The sequence below is a fragment of the Citrobacter sp. Cpo109 genome, assembly GCF_030332565.1.
GTDB lineage: Bacteria > Pseudomonadota > Gammaproteobacteria > Enterobacterales > Enterobacteriaceae > Citrobacter > Citrobacter portucalensis.
This window is the reverse complement of record NZ_JAOWHQ010000050.1, coordinates 1-19,740: the sequence shown is the minus strand read 5'-3', so window position 1 is coordinate 19,740 and position 19,740 is coordinate 1. Positions and strand designations below refer to the sequence as shown.

Sequence of the window (19,740 nt, the reverse complement as noted above, 5' to 3'; positions counted from 1 at the left end):
TACCCGGTCTGGATTACTCTCACTGGTCCGATACGCTTTCCCGCAGCGGTTTGACGGGCAACACCTGCACCTGTTTAATCATATTATCCTGCACGTCGAGAATATCGATATCGTACTGCCCAATACGCACACGTGTGCCAGCAATCGGGATCTCTTCCAGCGCTTCAAGAATAATACCGTTCACAGTACGTGCGTCATCTTCCGGCAGATGCCAGTTAAACGCCTTATTGATTTCACGAACGTTGGCGCTACCGTCAATGATCACCGAACCGTCATTCTGCGGTGTGACTTCTTCGGCAAGCGTCGGTGACATTGAGGTCGTGAAGTCACCAACAATCTCTTCCAGAATATCCTCGACCGTAACCAGTCCTTGAATATCGCCATATTCATTAACGACCAGGCCCACTTTCTTCTTATTGCGCTGAAATTTAATGAGCTGGGTGCTGAGTGGTGTGCCTTCCGGAACGTAATAAATTTCGTCGGCGGCGCGTAACATGGTCTCTTTGGTGAACTCTTTTTTCTCGGCCATCAATCGCCAGGCTTCACGTACGCGCAGCATACTGATGGCATCGTCGAGCGAGTCGCGATACAGCACAATACGACCGTGCGGAGAGTGCGAAAGCTGACGCACGATTGATTTCCAGTCATCGTTAATATCAATGCCGATGATTTCATTACGCGGGATCATGATGTCATCGACGCTGACTTTTTCCAGATCCAGCACTGACAGCAGCATATCCTGGTTACGGCGTGAGATTTGCGAGCGCGATTCATTCACCAGCGTTCGCAGTTCATCTTTACTCAGCGAACCGCTCACTACGATATCCGTTTTGATGCCCATCATGCGCATCAGCAGCCGCGTGATGGTGTTGAGTAGCCATACTAACGGCATCATCAGAATCTGCAGCGGAGCCAGCAGGACGCTGCTCGGATAGGCGACTTTTTCCGGATATAGCGCGGCAATCGTCTTTGGCAGCACTTCGGCAAAAACCAGCACCACAAACGTCAGTACCCCGGTGGCAATAGCGACGCCTGCATCGCCATACAGGCGCATACCGACAATGGTGCCGAGCGCGGAGGCCAGAATATTCACCAGATTATTACCGATGAGCACCAGGCTTATCAGGCGATCCGGCTTGCGAAGTAACTTTTCAACGCGTTTCGCCTGTCGATTTCCCTGCTTGGCCCGATGACGTAGACGATAGCGATTCAGGGTCATCATTCCGGTTTCAGAACCGGAAAAATAGGCGGAAATGACCACCATGATGAGGAGCGTGACAATGAGCGTGGTGGTGGAGATGTGTTCCACGTAGGATTCCTTAAAGATTTAACTCACGAACTGCTGCAGGATGCGACTGCCGAAATAGGCCAGCGTCAGAATGCCTGCGCCTGCGACGTTAAACCATACGACGCGACGTCCGCGCCAACCTTCATGGTAATGCCCCCACAACAGAACGATATAGACAAACCATGCCACGATAGAGAGAACGGCTTTATCAATGTTCTCGGTACTGAACAGGTTATGCATGTAAAACAGGCCAGTGCACAGGGTGAGCGTCAGCAGAACCACGCCAATTTGGGTGATATGAAACATTTTCCGCTCAATACTCATCAGTGGCGGCATCTCATTGCTGAAGGCCAGTTTCTTGTTTTTCAGCTGGTAGTCAATCCACGCAAGCTGTAGCGCATAGAGTGCGGCGATAATCAGCGTGGCGTAAGCGAACAGCGATAGCCCGATGTGAATCATCATGCCCGGCGTAGCTTCGAGATGAGTGATGAACTCGTTAGGCATAAACGTAGCGAAGGCCAGGTTTATCAGCGCAAAGGCGTAGACAATAGGCAGCAATAACCAGCCACGATTGCGGGACGCGACGATGGTCATTACCGTACAGATCATCAGGCTTACCAGCGAGCCGACGTTCAACAGACTCAGGTTTTGTCCGCTTTCACCGCCGGGTAGGATACGCGCTTCCAGGGCAATAGCATGGCTTACCAGCGCAACGACCGCAGAAAGAATAGCCATACGCCGCCAGCCGCTGTTTTTTTGCAGCAGTGCGGGAATAATCAGCGCGAGGCTGACTGAGTAGGCGACAAGGGCGAGCAGAGCAAAAACGGGCATATAGGTGTCGACAGTTGGCCAGTGATAAAGAAAAGCAGTATAGCGTTACGTGACCGCTGCTCCAACCGTTGCATAACAACAAAGGCGGCTTCATGTTATACTGCGACAAATTTCTGTTGATGTGTCGCTGTCGCGACCGACCGTTTCCACCCCAGGCGAGAGACAATGTTTGATAATTTAACCGATCGTTTGTCGCGCACGCTGCGCAATATCAGTGGCCGTGGACGCCTTACTGAAGACAACGTTAAAGAGACGCTGCGCGAAGTGCGCATGGCGCTGCTGGAGGCTGACGTAGCGCTGCCGGTAGTGCGTGAGTTTATCAATCGCGTAAAAGAGAAAGCGGTTGGTCATGAAGTTAACAAAAGCCTGACGCCGGGTCAGGAGTTCGTCAAGATTGTCCGTAACGAACTGGTTGCGGCAATGGGCGAAGAAAACCAGACCCTGAATCTGGCTGCACAGCCGCCAGCCGTGGTGCTGATGGCGGGCCTGCAGGGTGCGGGTAAAACGACCAGCGTCGGTAAGCTGGGTAAATTCCTGCGCGAGAAGCATAAGAAGAAAGTGCTGGTGGTCTCTGCGGACGTTTATCGCCCGGCGGCGATTAAACAGCTGGAAACGCTGGCCGAGCAGGTCGGTGTGGACTTTTTCCCGTCGGATGTCGGCCAGAAGCCGGTCGATATCGTTAACGCCGCGCTGAAAGAAGCCAAACTCAAATTCTACGACGTGCTGCTGGTGGATACCGCTGGTCGTCTGCACGTTGACGAAGCGATGATGGACGAAATCAAACAGGTCCACGCTTCTATCAAACCGGTAGAAACGCTGTTTGTGGTCGACGCCATGACCGGTCAGGATGCCGCGAATACCGCAAAAGCCTTTAACGAAGCGCTGCCGCTAACCGGCGTAGTGCTGACAAAAGTTGATGGTGATGCCCGTGGTGGTGCGGCGCTCTCTATTCGTCATATTACCGGTAAGCCGATTAAATTCCTCGGCGTCGGCGAGAAAACCGAAGCACTGGAGCCGTTCCATCCGGACAGGATTGCTTCGCGCATTCTCGGCATGGGCGACGTGCTGTCGCTGATCGAAGATATCGAAAGCAAGGTTGACCGCGCGCAGGCAGAAAAATTAGCCAGCAAGCTGAAAAAAGGCGATGGCTTCGATCTCAACGATTTCCTTGAACAGCTCAACCAGATGAAAAACATGGGCGGTATGGCAAGCCTGATGGGCAAGCTGCCGGGCATGGGTCAGATCCCTGACAATGTGAAATCGCAGATGGACGATAAAGTGCTGGTGCGTATGGAAGCCATCATCAACTCGATGACGATGAAAGAACGCGCTAAGCCGGAAATTATCAAAGGTTCCCGTAAACGCCGTATCGCTGCCGGTTGCGGTATGCAGGTTCAGGACGTAAACCGCCTTCTGAAACAGTTCGACGACATGCAGCGCATGATGAAGAAAATGAAGAAGGGCGGAATGGCGAAGATGATGCGTGGTATGAAGGGGATGATGCCGCCTGGATTCCCAGGCCGCTAATCGGCCTGGCTTGTTTGCCATTTCGGCACCGGGGTGTGCTCGCCATCCTCACGTACTGCGTGTACGCTCCGGTGGCTGCGCGCACGCCGGCACCGAACTGACGGCACCGCCAACGGCCTTTTATAGCAGAGTTATCAACTGCTGATTGCATTTTCCCCAGAAATCAGTAAAATTTTCGGGCTTTTAATATGACACCCGGGCTCCGTTCCTCGATGGGGCCTGGGTGTTTTATTCACACAAGAGGATGTTATGGTTACTATTCGTTTAGCTCGTCACGGCGCTAAAAAGCGTCCGTTCTACCAGGTTGTTGTTACCGACAGCCGTAATGCACGCAACGGTCGCTTCATCGAGCGCGTTGGCTTCTTTAACCCAATCGCTAGCGAAAAAGAAGAAGGCACTCGCCTGGATCTGGATCGCATCGCTCACTGGGTTGGCCAGGGCGCGACTATTTCTGATCGCGTAGCTACGCTGATCAAAGCAGCAAACAAAGCAGCTTAATCTGTCACGGTGGTCATGATGAGCAAGCAACTCGCCGCACAGGCTCCTGTGGAACCCATCGTTTTGGGGAAAATGGGGTCTTCTTACGGTATCCGTGGTTGGCTCAGAGTGTTTTCTTCCACTGAAGACGCCGAAAGCATTTTTGACTATCAGCCCTGGTTTATCCAGAAGGCGGGTCAGTGGCAGCAAGTACAGCTGGAAAGCTGGAAGCACCACAATCAGGATCTGATCATCAAGCTGAAAGGCGTTGACGATCGTGATTCGGCGAATCTACTGACTAATTGCGAAATTGTCGTGGATTCCTCGCAGTTGCCAGCGCTGGAAGATGGTTCCTACTACTGGAAAGACCTTATGGGCTGCCAGGTAGTGACTACTGAAGGCTACGATCTCGGTAAAGTCGTCGATATGATGGAAACCGGTTCGAATGACGTCATCGTCATCAAGGCAAACCTGAAAGATGCGTTTGGTATCAAGGAACGTCTAGTGCCGTTCCTCGATGGGCAGGTTATCAAGAAAGTCGATCTCGCTACTCGTACTATCGAAGTAGATTGGGATCCTGGTTTTTAAACCACCGGATAAACGGTAAAAGTCGGCGTTATGGGGATTGGCTTGTGTTTATAGGTATCGTTAGCCTGTTTCCAGAAATGTTCCGCGCAATTACCGATTACGGGGTAACTGGCCGGGCAGTAAAAAATGGCCTGCTGAACATCCAGAGCTGGAGTCCTCGTGACTTTACTCATGACCGGCACCGTACCGTGGACGATCGTCCTTACGGCGGCGGACCGGGGATGTTAATGATGGTGCAACCTTTACGGGACGCCATTCATGCAGCAAAAGCTGCGGCTGGTGAAGGCGCAAAGGTGATTTATCTGTCACCTCAGGGACGCAAGCTTGATCAAGCGGGCGTTAGCGAACTGGCCACGAATCAAAAGCTGATTCTGGTATGTGGTCGCTATGAAGGAATAGATGAGCGCGTGATTCAAACCGAAATTGACGAAGAATGGTCAATCGGCGATTACGTACTCAGCGGTGGTGAGTTACCGGCAATGACGCTGATCGACTCCGTTTCTCGGTTTATTCCGGGAGTTCTGGGTCATGAAGCTTCGGCAATCGAAGATTCGTTTGCTGATGGGTTGCTGGATTGCCCGCACTATACCCGACCTGAAGTGTTAGAGCAGATGGAAGTACCGGCAGTGTTACTGTCGGGGAACCACGCTGAGATACGTCGCTGGCGTTTGAAGCAGTCGCTGGGCCGGACCTGGCTTAGAAGACCTGAACTTCTGGAAAACCTGGCTCTGACTGAAGAGCAAGCAAGGTTGCTGGCGGAGTTCAAAACGGAACACGCACAACAGCAACATAAACATGATGGGCAGGCGTAAGCCCCCAATATCAGTTTACCCAGGATAAGAGATTAAATTATGAGCAACATTATTAAGCAACTTGAACAAGAACAGATGAAGCAGGACGTACCTTCCTTCCGTCCGGGTGATACCGTGGAAGTGAAAGTATGGGTTGTTGAAGGTTCCAAAAAACGTCTGCAGGCATTCGAGGGCGTGGTTATCGCTATTCGTAACCGCGGTCTGCACTCTGCATTCACTGTTCGTAAAATTTCCAACGGCGAAGGCGTTGAGCGTGTCTTCCAGACTCACTCTCCGGTAGTTGACAGCATTGCTGTTAAACGTCGTGGTGCTGTTCGTAAAGCTAAACTGTACTACCTGCGTGAGCGCACTGGTAAGTCTGCTCGTATCAAAGAGCGTCTTAACTAAGATTCGCGCAAGCGACATCCTGTTAGAAAAGGGCTGGCCGAAAGGCTGGCCCTTTTTTTATCCCGACGTTTACTCTTTTGTGCTTTATGGCAATAGAAGGACTGCGCGGCGCGCAGCCAGTTGGGGGATGATTATGGTGTCGTGATCACGACCGCCACGCGGCGGTTTTCAGCGCGACCTTTTGATGTCTGGTTGCTCGCAATGGGATATTTCTTCCCGAGTCCCTGAGTAGTCAGATTGGTGCGGGGAATATTAGCGCCCTGCGCCCAGGCATCGGCAACGACATTAGCGCGTTTGAGTGACAGAGCTTCGTTGTAGCTGTCTTCGCCGTAGTTATCAGTATGACCATCCAGGCGAGCATGATTCAGCCCGGTAGCTGCTAGTTTGGATGCCATTTCCTTGATCTGTTTTTCACTTTCAGGACGGAGTTTATAGTCATTTTTGTCAAACAGGATGGTATCAGACAGGCCGAGAGACCAGTCTCCTGATGCTTCAGTAAATCCGTATGATTTCATGGCTGCAATTTGCTCTGGGGTAAATTTTCCCTGAGGTGCCTGACAGCCAGCCAGAATCAGTAAAAGCAGAAGAAACGGGGATAATAAACGTTTTAGCATGTGTGTAATTCCTTATTTTTTAATAATGCGTTCAGAACGCAAATGTTTAGCCTGATACATATTTTGATCGGCAAGTTCTTGTAATTTTTCGGCAGAGGCATGTTCCCACGTCAGCGCAAACCCAATGCTGAGCGTCATGCTTGCCAGATGACCATTATGCAGGTCAAAAGGTCGGTTAAACTCTTGTGACAGTGCCGCGCAGATCCGCTGAACCTCATATTCAGAATGAACGCTATACAGCACCATGGCGAACTCATCGCCGCCAAGTCTGTATGGGTAATGGCGACTCCCCCCAAACTCGGATAACCTTTTTGCGACTTCAATCAGGACCCGATCCCCCGCTGCGTGGCCCCAGGTATCATTAATAAATTTAAAATTGTCGCCATCAAGGAATAACAATGCCGAGCTGCTGTGGGCGGCATCATCATTCATTAGGGCATTTATGCTGCTGCGAAATGCGGCGCGATTTGCCAGACCCGTCAGAGGATCATGTAGTGCAGTACGCAAAAGCTGAGCGTTTTTTGCCTGCAGTTTAAGTTGCCACTCCTCCATCTCGTCCAGCAGACTATTAAAGTCCAGGGCAAAGAGATGAAACTCTTCAATGCGTTCCTCTGATACGCGCCGTGAAAAGTTACGGTTGGTACGAACATCATGTACCACCTCGGTAATGTTTTGCAGTGCATCCACAACGCCATTGTGTAAATAGCGAGTGAGCATTAATGCAATTCCGGATGCCAACAGAATGCACCCGGTAAGGACGGCCAGCGACAAATAGATGAAATGACTGATAACGCTATCGCGCGCAGTCAATCGTACTTCGCCGATGACGTTGCCATTGTGCAAAATCGGCTGAGTGACCGGTTGTGGGAACAGCCAGTGGCTGATCATCCCGCTGATCTTTTCAGTGGTATCCTGCGCGTTATAGCGCCAGGTGGCGATCACCTTCTGGTTTTTATTACGAACTTCTGCAACGGAAAATTGCCCCTGCTGACCCAGTGCCGCCAGCGTTTCAGTTGCTGCAACACTATCAGAAAAGACTAATGCCGCTTCGAGCGTACGGGTCATGGTAGCGGCAGTCAGATCCAGATTCTTTTGCGCATACTGTCTTAATGCCAGCACGGAAGAAATGCTGAGCAGCAGCCAGATCAGCATCATGGTTACCAGAACGCTGATTATGCTGATACGCCGTAATGTTCGCTTAAACGTCGGGCGTGCTATGGGAGAATGGCCCTTATCCATGCTTATTATTCCGTGCAAGCATCAATACGTCTGGACTGACCCTTACGCCGCTGCGTGAAAGGGAATCCATATTTACGGAAAATCTCACATCTTCGTCTTTAATTATGAGGCAAAAGGCGCTGCCAATAACGCATTCGGGGTTCTGTTCAGCAATTAATAACAATGCCTTAGTCGGATATTTATTCTTTAATTCCACCTGATAAGTAGGGGATTCTTTTCCAAAATAAAAACCGTCACACTGCGAAACTAATATTTCTTGTTCCGTACGGATGATGACGGGAAGATAGGGTAATGCGCCTGCACTGGTATCTTTCAGGACACTGGAAAAACGCGATGAAGAGAAAATACACAGTTTTGGGGGCCCGGAAAGTGCAGGCCAGCGTGTATAACTGACGATGCCGGAAACCATAGCGCGTACCGATTTTGCTTCTTCCGTAACGCTTTGGGCATACAGCGGTAATCCGGTCAGGAGCAGTGCCAGTAGAAGTATGAGTCGGTAAGAATAGCTCATGAATAGTTACCTACCAGCGTTTGCTGTAAAACGTCGAAATACATTCAAGATTGTTTGCAACAAAATAACATTATTTTCCTAAGCCGTCATTATTCCTGGAATAATGCTATTGGTGATTTAAGTTAAATCTTAATGGTTTATAAAATATAAACCATTGTTTAATTTAACCTTATCGAGGCAGCGCCCTCGTTTGCCCCTTGCTGCCAGGCGCTGTGTAACTGGTCAACATTTTCGACAGTATCGCAACTGGGCGGAAAAGTTTTCCCGGTCAGGCCTCTGGCATAAACAAAATCCTGCTGGCAGGTTTTACGTTGCCCCTCGGCGTAACCCTTAAGGTATTCCGTACGATCGACGTCGGGGTCATTGTAGTTGTCGGCAAGCGTTTCATTATCTTTAACGGCATAACCCGAAATGGCATCTTGTATCCCGGCGTCGTACCAGTCGGTACCAGTCCAGGTAGGGGCATGGGTGTAGGGGTCTATCTGACATCCGCTAAGAAGTAATAGAAACAAGATGCTGATGAGTTGCTTCATTGCCTGTGCTCCTTCGTTTTTTTAAGCATAGTGGATCTGAAAACTCGGTGGTGTAAATTTAAATGTACATTCATAAGGGCTGTTTTTGCCTTAAAATAACACTATGTAAATTAAAATTTACGGATTGTGGATTGAAATCTTTACCTGTTGTGATATCGTTATTTCCTCCTCGCTGAGGATCAACTATCGCAAACGAGCTAAACAGGATCACCATCATGCAAAAAGACGCGCTGAACAACGTACATATTACCGACGAACAGGTTCTGATGACTCCGGAGCAGCTGAAAGCTGAATTTCCGCTGAGCCAGGAGCAAGAGGCGCAAATCGCCCAGTCGCGTAAAACCATCTCAGATATTATCTCAGGTCGCGATCCTCGCCTGCTGGTGGTATGTGGCCCATGCTCCATTCACGATCCTGAAATGGCGATTGAGTATGCTCGTAGATTTAAAGCCCTTGCCGCAGAGGTCAGCGATAGCCTCTACCTGGTGATGCGCGTCTATTTTGAAAAACCCCGTACCACTGTCGGCTGGAAAGGGTTAATTAACGATCCTCATATGGATGGCTCTTTTGATGTTGAAGCTGGTCTGAAAATTGCGCGTCAGCTGCTGCTTGAACTGGTAAATATGGGACTGCCGCTGGCAACTGAAGCGCTGGATCCAAATAGCCCGCAATACCTGGGCGATCTGTTTAGCTGGTCCGCAATCGGTGCCCGTACTACGGAATCGCAGACTCACCGTGAAATGGCTTCCGGTCTTTCGATGCCGGTTGGCTTTAAGAATGGTACCGACGGTAGCCTGGCGACCGCCATTAACGCCATGCGTGCGGCTGCGCAGTCGCACCGCTTTGTCGGTATTAATCAGGCCGGGCAGGTTGCACTGCTGCAAACACAGGGGAATCCGGACGGTCACGTGATCTTGCGCGGGGGTAAAGCGCCGAACTACAGCCCGGCAGATGTCGCCCAGTGCGAAAAAGAGATGGAGCAGGCGGGACTAAGACCTTCTCTGATGGTAGATTGCAGTCATGGTAATTCCAATAAAGATTACCGCCGTCAGCCTGCCGTGGCTGAATCCGTGATTGCACAAATCAAAGATGGCAATCGCTCGATCATTGGCTTGATGATTGAAAGTAATATTCACGAAGGCAACCAGTCTTCTGAACAGCCGCGCAGCGAAATGAAATACGGCGTGTCCGTAACCGATGCCTGCATCAGTTGGGAAATGACGGATGCGCTGCTGCGTGAAATTAGCCAGGATTTAAACGGCCAGCTGTCGGCGCGTGTAGCATAAGAGGTTGGTTATGGTTGCTGAATTGACCGCATTACGCGATCAAATTGATGAAGTCGACAAGGCGTTGCTGGATTTACTGGCACGCCGCCTGGAGCTGGTTGCCGAAGTTGGTGAAGTAAAAAGCCGCTTTGGGCTGCCGATCTACGTACCGGAACGGGAAGCCTCTATGCTGGCCTCTCGTCGTGCGGAAGCGGAAGCCCTTGGCGTGCCGCCGGACCTGATTGAAGATGTGCTACGCCGCGTTATGCGTGAGTCCTACTCCAGTGAGAACGACAAAGGGTTTAAAACGCTTTGTCCTTCTCTGCGGCCGGTGGTGATTGTCGGCGGCGGCGGTCAGATGGGGCGTCTGTTCGAAAAAATGCTCACCCTGTCAGGTTACCAGGTGCGGATCCTGGAACAGCAGGACTGGGATCGCGCGCCGGAGATCGTCTCTGATGCCGGCATGGTGATCGTCAGCGTGCCGATCCACGTCACCGAGCAGGTGATCGCCAAACTACCGCGTCTGCCGTCTGACTGCATCCTGGTGGATCTGGCTTCAGTGAAAAATGGTCCTTTGCAGGCGATGCTGGCTGCACATGATGGCCCGGTGGTGGGGTTACACCCAATGTTTGGTCCGGACAGCGGCAGTCTGGCCAAGCAGGTCGTAGTTTGGTGTGACGGACGTCAGCCGGAAGCTTATCAGTGGTTTCTGGAACAGATTCAGGTATGGGGTGCGCGACTGCATCGGATCAGCGCCGTTGAACATGACCAGAACATGGCGTTTATTCAGGCACTGCGTCACTTTGCGACCTTTGCTTACGGTCTGCATTTAGCGGAAGAGAACGTTCAACTGGAGCAGCTGCTGGCGCTCTCTTCGCCGATTTACCGCCTTGAACTGGCAATGGTTGGCCGTCTGTTTGCCCAGGATCCGCAGCTCTATGCCGATATTATTATGTCGTCTGAGAGCAACCTTGCGCTGATTAAACGCTACTACCAACGTTTTGGCGAGGCGATCGGTTTGCTGGAGCAGGGCGATAAGCAAGCGTTTATCGACAGCTTCCGTAAGGTGGAGCACTGGTTTGGCGATTATGCGAAACGCTTCCAGAGTGAAAGCCGTACTTTGTTACGTCAGGCGAATGACAGCCGTCCTTAATTAAGATGCCGGATGGCGGCTTCGCCTTATCCGGCCTTCAAAAATCGTATGAATCGTAGGCCGGATAAGCGTAGCGCCATCCGGCATTGTCAAACGTTAACTCGGATCGACTGGCACCACGTTCTCACTTGGATAGCATCCCAGTACTTTCATCGAACGCGTAATCTCACCCAGCTCTTTCAATGCTTTTTGCATCTGGGGCGATTCCAGGTTGGCCTGGATATCAAGATAAAACATCTCTTCCCACGGATTGCCGTGAATCGGGCGTGACTCCAGTTTAGTCATAATCAGATTATGGTTACGCAGTACCAGCAGCGCCTCAACCAGCGCACCGGCCTGTTGTCCTGTTGCCATCAGCAGCGTGGTTTTTGCCGGAACCTGGTCGGATACATTGATTGCTTTACGTGCCAGCACCACGAAACGGGTGATGTTTTGCGACTGGTTAGCCTCAATATGTTCGAGAACCTGCAATCCATACAGTACGCCTCCGGCTTCGCTCCCCAGGGCCGCCACGCGCGGTGAGTTAGCCTGCGCAACTTTTTCCATCGCCGCAGAGGTGCTTTCGGTGTACTCAATCTTCCAGTGCGGGTAGCGATTCAGAAACTTGCTGCACTGCTGGAACGGCTGCGGATGACTATATACCGTTTCAATGGTCTCAAGATCCGTTGTGCCAGACACCAGTACACAGTGGTCTATTGTAATGGTCATCTCGCCAACGATAGCCAGGCTGGTGTGCTGCAGCAGGTCGTAAACGTCGTTAATCCCACCGGAGCTGGTGTTTTCAATCGGAACTACAGCATAGTCAGCCTGTCCGGTTTCGACCTGATTAAAGATATCGGCAAATTTTGCGCAGCCGCTTTCAATAAATTGTTCAAAATGGCGGGCAGCGTACTGACGTGCTGCGAGGTGAGAATATGACCCTTTTGGCCCAAGGAAGGCCACGCGCGCGGAGTGTGGGTTAATTTTGTTCAGGTGCTGCTGGAGCAGTGCCTGTTGAGTCAGGACGGAGTCTTCGATGATGAGCTGGAACAGGCGAGTAATGTAGTGAGCATCAAGATGATGTGCTTTGCCAAGCTGAATGAGTCGGTCCAAAAGGTCACGTTCACGGTCGATATCACGAACCGGACGATGCGAAAGCAGTTTGGCTTTACCAACTTCTACGGCCAGTCCACGTCGCTCAGCCAGCAGGGCCAGTAATTTTTCATCCAGCGTGCTGATCTTATCGCGCAGCGCCAGCAATGGGTTTTCTGATGTCATAGTGTTGCCTTTCTTGTTATCAATAAAAAAGGCCCCCCGTTGTGGGAGGCCTTATTGTTCGTCTTCGCATTCTTTATCACACGACGAAACGCCTCCCATTCAGGGGAAGGTAAAAAAGAATGCGAAGAAGAACGGGACAAGTTTCATGTAATTTTCCTTTGGCTACGTCAGTAAAGTACCCGTACTGTTTTCACCCTGTCAACAAAAAACGCGCCCGAAGGCGCGTTGGCGATACACTCAATGTAAGGGACTACTCTTCTTCTGCTTCGACGAAGTTGGCGTCTTTGACTGAAGTTGTTGCACGACGGGCTTCGCCTTTGTGCTGCACTTTATTGAGCTGCCGTTCCAGCTTGTTGATCAAATCGTTAATTGCGGTGTACATATCCTCGTGTTTTGCGCTGGCGACCAGATGTCCGTTCGGTGTATTGATGGTGGCATCAGCAATGAAACCCTGTGGCTCCTTAGACAGAATGATATGTGGATTAATCAGATGAGTTTGCCATTTTTCTAGTTTGGCGAGACGGTCTGCGACATGCTGGCGAATTGCCGGAGTAATTTCCATTTGTTTACTGGTAATGTTCATTGTCATAAATTTTACCTCTTGTCTTTCCCGTCTTGGTGATTCCAGCATACCGTTCCCAATGTCAAAATGTGTGATCTAAATCACATTATTTTGTCGCTTTTTGTCAAGAAAACCTTTTTGTGAGGCACCGCAGGAACAGGCGATTTTTTACTTGAGGAATACCTGAAAGCAGGCCATATTTGATGGGATGCGTTGGAGCTAAACCGCTTCAGTTATGGCGTTAACGGATAAAAAAACGGCAGCCCTTGGGCTGCCGTTTTGCATTCTGAGGCAAATCAGGTATTGCTGCTGTTGGCGGCAATGATTTTCGCGACTTTTTCAGCCTGCGCATTCATCTGCATCTGGCGATAAGCGTTTTCCATCAACGGCAGGGCATTACGTGTTGCCTGGGTATCCGGGTAGTCGCGCAGCATGCCTTCCACACGGTTTACCACGGCAACCCATGCGCCGCGGGCAGTGTAGTATTCCGCAACGGAGTATTCATACTTCGCCAGCCGGTCTTTCAGGAACACCAGACGTTTGGTAGCGTCAGTGGTGTACTGGCTATTCGGATACCCACGCACCAGTTTGGAAAAGTCATTAAACGCAGCTCGGGCATGTTGTGGATCGCGATCGCTGCGATCAACACCAAAGAATCCTTGCAGTGCGCTATCATCCAACGCCATATTGGTCAGGCCACGCATATACATGACATAATCAATGTTAGGGTGTGTCGGGTTAAGACGGATAAAACGATCGATAGCAGCCTGAGCAAGTGGCAGATCGGCGTTTTTGTAGTAGGCATAGATGAGATCTAATTGCACCTGCTGAGAATACGGTCCAAATGGATAACGGTTATCCAACGCTTCCAATTGCGTTATTGCCTGTTTCCAGTTACCGTCCTGCAGCTTTTGCTGAGCAGTCGCGTAGATTTCATTTGGCGGATTATCGGGCACCTCTTCCTTTGAACCAGAGCAACCCGCCAAAAACAGGCTCAACGTGGCTGCTGCCACCAGATATTTCATGCGCGTCATGACGTTTTGACTTTCCTCAAAATGTAATACGGGAGATTCTCTGTTCCTGCTCCCGGTTAAGACCAGCTACAATAGCACACTATATTAAACGGCAAAGCCGTAAAACCCAACGTTAAACGAAGAAGCAGTTTATGGCACAACGAGTAGAACTCACCGCAACAGTCTCCGAAAATCAGCTCGGTCAACGCTTAGATCAGGCTTTGGCCGAATTGTTCCCTGATTATTCGCGATCGCGCATAAAAGAATGGATCCTCGACCAGCGCGTACTGGTAAATGACCAACTTTGCGATAAACCGAAAGAAAAAGTGTTGGGTGGAGAGCGTGTCTCCATCAACGCAGAAATTGATGAAGAGGTTCGTTTTGAACCTCAGGATATCCCACTGGATATCGTTTATGAAGATGACGACATTCTTGTCATCAACAAACCCCGTGACCTTGTAGTGCATCCGGGCGCCGGGAATCCCGATGGCACGGTATTGAATGCGTTACTGCATTACTACCCGCCAATCGCGGATGTTCCTCGTGCTGGTATCGTGCACCGTCTGGATAAAGACACGACCGGATTAATGGTGGTGGCAAAAACGGTTCCGGCGCAAACACGTTTGGTGGAGTCGTTGCAGCTGCGCGAAATTACCCGTGAGTACGAAGCCGTGGCGATTGGTCACATGACTGCTGGCGGAACCGTTGAGGAACCGATTAGCCGTCACCCGACCAAGCGTACGCACATGGCCGTACACCCAATGGGGAAACCGGCGGTAACGCACTATCGCATTATGGAACACTTCCGTGTGCACACGCGTCTGCGGTTGCGTCTGGAAACCGGACGTACGCACCAGATCCGCGTGCACATGGCACATATCACTCATCCTCTGGTGGGCGATCAGGTCTACGGTGGCCGTCCACGTCCACCGAAAGGCGCTTCTGACGAATTTATCTCCGTACTGCGTAAGTTCGACCGTCAGGCGCTGCATGCGACCATGCTGCGTTTGTATCACCCGATTTCCGGTATCGAAATGGAATGGCATGCGCCGATTCCACAAGATATGGTGCAATTGATTGAAGTGATGCGCGCTGATTTCGAAGAACACAAGGATGATATTGCCTGGCTATGAGTAAGCTAATTGTCCCGCAGTGGCCGATACCGCAAGGTGTCGCGGCGTGTAGTTCTACCCGTATTGGCGGAGTCAGTATGCCGCCTTACGATTCGCTGAATCTGGGCGCCCATTGCGGCGATAACCCGGAGCATGTTGAAGAGAACCGCAAACGACTGTTTGCTGCGGGCAATCTGCCGTCAAAGCCGGTCTGGCTGGAGCAGGTCCACGGTAAGGATGTCCTGAAACTGACCGGCGAGCCTTACGCCTCCAAACGTGCAGATGCGTCGTACAGCAACACGCCGGGCACCGTGTGTGCGGTGATGACCGCTGATTGTTTGCCGGTGTTGTTTTGCAATCGTGCCGGAACGGAAGTTGCTGCTGCCCATGCGGGTTGGCGCGGATTATGCGCCGGCGTGCTGGAAGAGACGGTGGCGTGTTTTGCCGACAAACCTGAAAACATTATTGCCTGGCTAGGCCCGGCGATAGGTCCAAACGCGTTTGAAGTTGGACCAGAAGTCCGCGAGGCGTTCATGACGAAAGATCCGCAAGCGGACCTTGCATTTGTGCCGCGCGGCGACAAGTATCTGGCGGATATCTACCAGCTTGCCCGTCAGCGCCTGGCCAATGTCGGCGTGGAGAATCTCTACGGTGGCGACCGTTGCACCTTCAGCGAAAGTGAGACGTTCTTCTCTTATCGTCGCGACAATACCACGGGTCGTATGGCAAGTTTTATTTGGCTGATATAACCTAAAGAATCAAGACGATCCGGTACGTGTAATTTTCTTTTCACATAATTCAGGTCATTCACCTTGAATAATTGAGGGATGACCTCATTTAATCTCCAGTAGCAATTTTGACCTGTTATGGGAGGAGTTATGCGTCTGGATCGTCTTACTAATAAATTCCAGCTTGCTCTTGCCGATGCCCAGTCACTCGCATTGGGGCACGACAATCAATTTATCGAACCACTTCATCTAATGAGCGCCTTGCTGAATCAGGAAGGGGGATCGGTACGTCCTTTATTAACGTCTGCTGGCATTAATGCTGGCCAGTTACGTACAGCCATTGACCAGGCGTTGAGCCGTTTGCCACAGGTAGAAGGTACCGGCGGCGATGTGCAGCCTTCTCAGGAACTGGTGCGTGTACTGAATCTTTGCGACAAGCTGGCGCAAAAACGTGGGGACAACTTTATTTCGTCAGAACTGTTCGTTCTGGCGGCGCTTGAGTCACGCGGTACGCTGACCGATTTATTAAAATCAGCAGGCGCGACGACCGCCAATATCACTCAGGCAATTGAACAAATGCGTGGAGGTGAAAGCGTGAATGACCAGGGGGCTGAAGACCAACGTCAGGCCTTGAAAAAATATACCGTTGATCTGACCGAACGTGCCGAACAGGGCAAACTCGATCCGGTCATCGGCCGTGATGAAGAAATTCGCCGTACCATTCAGGTGCTGCAACGTCGTACTAAAAATAACCCGGTGTTAATCGGTGAACCCGGTGTCGGTAAAACCGCCATCGTTGAAGGGCTGGCCCAACGCATCATCAATGGTGAAGTGCCGGAAGGCTTAAAAGGCCGTCGTGTACTGGCGCTGGATATGGGCGCGCTGGTGGCTGGGGCCAAATATCGTGGTGAGTTTGAAGAACGCTTAAAAGGTGTGCTGAACGATCTCTCGAAACAGGAAGGCAACGTCATTCTGTTTATCGACGAATTGCATACCATGGTTGGGGCGGGTAAAGCCGATGGCGCAATGGACGCCGGGAACATGCTGAAACCTGCGTTGGCCCGTGGGGAGCTGCACTGCGTAGGCGCAACAACGCTTGATGAATATCGCCAGTACATCGAAAAAGATGCGGCGCTGGAACGTCGTTTCCAGAAAGTGTTTGTGGCTGAACCTTCAGTGGAAGACACCATCGCAATCTTGCGTGGCCTGAAAGAACGTTATGAACTGCACCATCATGTGCAGATTACTGACCCGGCGATTGTTGCGGCAGCTACGCTGTCTCACCGCTATATTGCCGATCGTCAGTTGCCGGATAAAGCTATCGATCTTATTGACGAAGCGGCATCCAGCATTCGTATGCAGATTGACTCCAAGCCGGAGGAACTTGACAGACTCGACCGCCGTATTATCCAGCTCAAACTGGAACAGCAGGCATTAATGAAAGAGTCTGATGAGGCAAGTAAAAAACGTCTCGATATGCTCAACGAAGAGCTGGACGACAAAGAACGCCAGTATTCTGAGTTAGAGGAAGAGTGGAAAGCTGAAAAAGCTTCCCTCTCGGGAACGCAAACTATCAAGGCTGAGCTGGAGCAGGCAAAAATCGCCATCGAACAGGCGCGCCGCGTTGGCGACCTGGCGCGGATGTCTGAACTGCAGTACGGCAAAATTCCTGAACTGGAAAAACAGCTGGAAGCAGCTACCCAGTCTGAAGGCAAAACCATGCGTCTGCTGCGTAATAAAGTCACGGATGCAGAAATTGCTGAGGTGCTGGCGCGCTGGACCGGGATCCCAGTTGCTCGCATGCTGGAAGGCGAACGGGAAAAACTATTGCGTATGGAGCAGGAGCTGCACAGCCGCGTGATTGGTCAGAACGAAGCGGTGGAAGCCGTTTCTAACGCCATCCGTCGTAGCCGTGCGGGCTTGTCCGATCCGAATCGTCCGATTGGTTCATTCCTGTTCCTTGGTCCAACCGGTGTCGGTAAAACCGAACTGTGCAAAGCGCTGGCAAACTTTATGTTCGACAGTGACGATGCAATGGTGCGTATCGATATGTCCGAGTTTATGGAGAAACACTCCGTGTCTCGTTTGGTCGGGGCACCTCCGGGATATGTCGGTTATGAAGAAGGTGGTTACCTGACGGAAGCAGTACGTCGTCGTCCTTACTCTGTCATCTTGTTGGATGAAGTGGAGAAGGCGCATCCGGATGTGTTCAACATTCTGCTGCAGGTGCTTGATGATGGTCGTCTGACTGACGGACAGGGGAGAACGGTCGACTTCCGTAATACGGTTGTCATTATGACCTCAAACCTGGGTTCCGATCTGATCCAGGAACGCTTCGGTGAGCTGGATTACGGCCATATGAAAGATATGGTGCTGGGCGTTGTGAGCAATAACTTCCGCCCGGAATTCATCAACCGTATAGATGAGGTTGTTGTGTTCCACCCGCTGGGTGAGCAGCATATTGCTTCTATTGCTCAGATCCAGTTGCAGCGTCTGTACAAACGTCTGGAAGAGCGTGGCTATGAAATCCATATTTCTGACGAGGCGCTTAAACTGCTGAGCGCGAATGGTTACGATCCGGTGTATGGCGCGCGTCCATTGAAACGTGCTATCCAGCAGCAGATCGAAAACCCGCTGGCGCAGCAAATTCTGTCTGGTGAACTGATTCCGGGCAAAACGATTCGTCTGGAAGTGAATGACGATCGCATAGTGGCAGTGCAGTAAGTCACAAAACAACAATAAACGGGCCCTGCGGGGCTCGTTTTTGTTTAAAATCCAGGCGGAAATGGACGTATTGATTGAAAAGTAATCGCTTGATAGGTTTTTTATATTTTTAACTTGTCAGCCTGAAATAACTCCCTATAATGCGCCTCCACTGACACGGAACAACGGATTACAAGCCGCCGGGTCAGCGGGGTTCCACTGAGAACTCCGGCGAAGAAAGCGAAATTAAATGCTTGACTTCGTAGCGGGATGGCGTAATATGCACACCCCGCGCCGCTGAGAAAAAGCGAAGCGGCACTGCTCTTTAACAATTTATCAGACAATCTGTGTGGGCACTCGAAGATACGGATTCTTAACGTCGCAAGACGAAAAATGAATACCAAGTCTCAACGAGTGAACACGTAATTCATTACGAAGTTTAATTCATTGAGCATCAAACTTTTAAATTGAAGAGTTTGATCATGGCTCAGATTGAACGCTGGCGGCAGGCCTAACACATGCAAGTCGAACGGTAGCACAGAGGAGCTTGCTCCTTGGGTGACGAGTGGCGGACGGGTGAGTAATGTCTGGGAAACTGCCCGATGGAGGGGGATAACTACTGGAAACGGTAGCTAATACCGCATAACGTCGCAAGACCAAAGAGGGGGACCTTCGGGCCTCTTGCCATCGGATGTGCCCAGATGGGATTAGCTAGTAGGTGGGGTAACGGCTCACCTAGGCGACGATCCCTAGCTGGTCTGAGAGGATGACCAGCCACACTGGAACTGAGACACGGTCCAGACTCCTACGGGAGGCAGCAGTGGGGAATATTGCACAATGGGCGCAAGCCTGATGCAGCCATGCCGCGTGTATGAAGAAGGCCTTCGGGTTGTAAAGTACTTTCAGCGAGGAGGAAGGTGTTGTGGTTAATAACCGCAGCAATTGACGTTACTCGCAGAAGAAGCACCGGCTAACTCCGTGCCAGCAGCCGCGGTAATACGGAGGGTGCAAGCGTTAATCGGAATTACTGGGCGTAAAGCGCACGCAGGCGGTCTGTCAAGTCGGATGTGAAATCCCCGGGCTCAACCTGGGAACTGCATCCGAAACTGGCAGGCTAGAGTCTTGTAGAGGGGGGTAGAA

20 protein-coding genes, 1 rRNA gene and 1 other annotated feature are annotated in these 19,740 nt (G+C 51.1%); of the genes, 11 read left to right on the top strand and 10 right to left on the bottom strand.

Annotation, left to right across the window (positions count from 1 at the left end):
• Window positions 1-19: 19 nt before the first annotated feature.
• Window positions 20-1,309, bottom strand: coding sequence for an HlyC/CorC family transporter (locus OGY71_RS06485; RefSeq protein ID WP_003826409.1), 1,290 nt, complete (start codon window positions 1,307-1,309; stop codon window positions 20-22).
• Between the two features lie 18 nt (window positions 1,310-1,327).
• Window positions 1,328-2,119, bottom strand: coding sequence for a cytochrome C assembly family protein (locus tag OGY71_RS06480; protein ID WP_003031224.1), 792 nt, complete (start codon window positions 2,117-2,119; stop codon window positions 1,328-1,330).
• 165 nt (window positions 2,120-2,284) lie between these two features.
• On the opposite strand from OGY71_RS06480, the gene ffh reads away from it, so the two are divergent.
• The 5 genes from ffh to rplS all read left to right on the top strand — a co-directional run bounded on the left by ffh (window position 2,285) and on the right by rplS (window position 5,910).
• Window positions 2,285-3,646, top strand: a complete 1,362-nt coding sequence (ffh, locus tag OGY71_RS06475; RefSeq protein ID WP_003031226.1) for a signal recognition particle protein — start codon at window positions 2,285-2,287, stop codon at window positions 3,644-3,646.
• A 249-nt stretch (window positions 3,647-3,895) separates the two neighbouring features.
• On the top strand, window positions 3,896-4,144 hold the full coding sequence (gene rpsP / locus OGY71_RS06470) for a 30S ribosomal protein S16 (RefSeq protein WP_003031228.1): 249 nt from the start codon (window positions 3,896-3,898) through the stop codon (window positions 4,142-4,144).
• Between the two features lie 18 nt (window positions 4,145-4,162).
• Entirely contained in the window at window positions 4,163-4,711 is a 549-nt protein-coding gene (gene rimM / locus OGY71_RS06465; RefSeq protein WP_003031230.1) for a ribosome maturation factor RimM, read from the top strand.
• 44 nt (window positions 4,712-4,755) lie between these two features.
• The gene (trmD, locus tag OGY71_RS06460) at window positions 4,756-5,523 is read left to right on the top strand and encodes a tRNA (guanosine(37)-N1)-methyltransferase TrmD (protein ID WP_003826417.1); all 768 of its coding nucleotides are present in this window, start codon (window positions 4,756-4,758) and stop codon (window positions 5,521-5,523) included.
• A gap of 39 nt (window positions 5,524-5,562) precedes the next feature.
• A complete protein-coding gene (gene rplS / locus OGY71_RS06455; protein WP_002914145.1) occupies window positions 5,563-5,910 on the top strand; it encodes a 50S ribosomal protein L19 in 348 nt (115 codons plus the stop codon).
• Between the two features lie 131 nt (window positions 5,911-6,041).
• Here rplS and OGY71_RS06450 read toward each other — a convergent pair whose 3' ends face one another.
• The 4 genes from OGY71_RS06450 to OGY71_RS06435 all read right to left on the bottom strand — a co-directional run bounded on the left by OGY71_RS06450 (window position 6,042) and on the right by OGY71_RS06435 (window position 8,807).
• Window positions 6,042-6,524, bottom strand: a complete 483-nt coding sequence (locus OGY71_RS06450) for an OmpA family protein (protein WP_003826447.1) — start codon at window positions 6,522-6,524, stop codon at window positions 6,042-6,044.
• Between the two features lie 12 nt (window positions 6,525-6,536).
• Window positions 6,537-7,763, bottom strand: a complete 1,227-nt coding sequence (gene dgcN / locus OGY71_RS06445) for a diguanylate cyclase DgcN/YfiN (RefSeq protein WP_003826449.1) — start codon at window positions 7,761-7,763, stop codon at window positions 6,537-6,539.
• Window positions 7,756-8,274 carry a regulatory sequestration protein YfiR gene (yfiR, locus tag OGY71_RS06440; protein ID WP_003826451.1) on the bottom strand — a complete coding sequence of 173 codons (519 nt, stop codon included), beginning with the start codon at window positions 8,272-8,274 and terminating at the stop codon, window positions 7,756-7,758. Before yfiR ends, dgcN begins: the two co-directional genes overlap by 8 nt.
• A gap of 158 nt (window positions 8,275-8,432) precedes the next feature.
• Window positions 8,433-8,807 carry a DUF2799 domain-containing protein gene (locus tag OGY71_RS06435; RefSeq protein WP_008785516.1) on the bottom strand — a complete coding sequence of 125 codons (375 nt, stop codon included), beginning with the start codon at window positions 8,805-8,807 and terminating at the stop codon, window positions 8,433-8,435.
• Window positions 8,808-9,022: 215 nt separating this feature from the next.
• Between OGY71_RS06435 and aroF the strand changes: the two genes are divergently transcribed.
• Window positions 9,023-10,093 (top strand): 3-deoxy-7-phosphoheptulonate synthase AroF, encoded by a 1,071-nt coding sequence (aroF, locus tag OGY71_RS06430; protein WP_003031241.1) that lies wholly within the window; start codon window positions 9,023-9,025, stop codon window positions 10,091-10,093.
• 10 nt (window positions 10,094-10,103) lie between these two features.
• Complete coding sequence (tyrA, locus tag OGY71_RS06425; RefSeq protein ID WP_003826456.1) at window positions 10,104-11,225, top strand: bifunctional chorismate mutase/prephenate dehydrogenase; 1,122 nt, start codon at window positions 10,104-10,106, stop codon at window positions 11,223-11,225.
• A 96-nt stretch (window positions 11,226-11,321) separates the two neighbouring features.
• Here tyrA and pheA read toward each other — a convergent pair whose 3' ends face one another.
• From pheA to bamD, 4 genes are all read right to left on the bottom strand, one after another.
• Complete coding sequence (gene pheA / locus OGY71_RS06420; protein ID WP_149335750.1) at window positions 11,322-12,482, bottom strand: bifunctional chorismate mutase/prephenate dehydratase; 1,161 nt, start codon at window positions 12,480-12,482, stop codon at window positions 11,322-11,324.
• Window positions 12,483-12,504: 22 nt separating this feature from the next.
• Window positions 12,505-12,630, bottom strand: a sequence feature (Phe leader region).
• Window positions 12,582-12,629 carry a pheA operon leader peptide PheL gene (pheL, locus tag OGY71_RS06415; protein ID WP_100250063.1) on the bottom strand — a complete coding sequence of 16 codons (48 nt, stop codon included), beginning with the start codon at window positions 12,627-12,629 and terminating at the stop codon, window positions 12,582-12,584. It overlaps the preceding feature by 48 nt.
• Before the next feature lie 102 nt (window positions 12,631-12,732).
• Window positions 12,733-13,071: a ribosome-associated translation inhibitor RaiA gene (raiA, locus tag OGY71_RS06410; RefSeq protein WP_003031244.1), complete on the bottom strand. Its 339-nt coding sequence runs from the start codon at window positions 13,069-13,071 to the stop codon at window positions 12,733-12,735.
• A 269-nt stretch (window positions 13,072-13,340) separates the two neighbouring features.
• Complete coding sequence (gene bamD / locus OGY71_RS06405) at window positions 13,341-14,078, bottom strand: outer membrane protein assembly factor BamD (protein ID WP_003826460.1); 738 nt, start codon at window positions 14,076-14,078, stop codon at window positions 13,341-13,343.
• 131 nt (window positions 14,079-14,209) lie between these two features.
• On the opposite strand from bamD, the gene rluD reads away from it, so the two are divergent.
• From rluD to OGY71_RS06385, 4 genes are all read left to right on the top strand, one after another.
• A complete protein-coding gene (gene rluD, locus OGY71_RS06400; RefSeq protein WP_003826464.1) occupies window positions 14,210-15,190 on the top strand; it encodes a 23S rRNA pseudouridine(1911/1915/1917) synthase RluD in 981 nt (326 codons plus the stop codon).
• Window positions 15,187-15,918: a purine nucleoside phosphorylase YfiH gene (yfiH, locus tag OGY71_RS06395; RefSeq protein ID WP_063941895.1), complete on the top strand. Its 732-nt coding sequence runs from the start codon at window positions 15,187-15,189 to the stop codon at window positions 15,916-15,918. The genes rluD and yfiH overlap by 4 nt, the downstream gene beginning before the upstream one ends.
• A gap of 129 nt (window positions 15,919-16,047) precedes the next feature.
• The gene (gene clpB, locus OGY71_RS06390) at window positions 16,048-18,621 is read left to right on the top strand and encodes an ATP-dependent chaperone ClpB (RefSeq protein ID WP_003826468.1); all 2,574 of its coding nucleotides are present in this window, start codon (window positions 16,048-16,050) and stop codon (window positions 18,619-18,621) included.
• A gap of 443 nt (window positions 18,622-19,064) precedes the next feature.
• A 16S ribosomal RNA gene (locus tag OGY71_RS06385) occupies window positions 19,065-19,740 on the top strand; the annotation flags it as partial.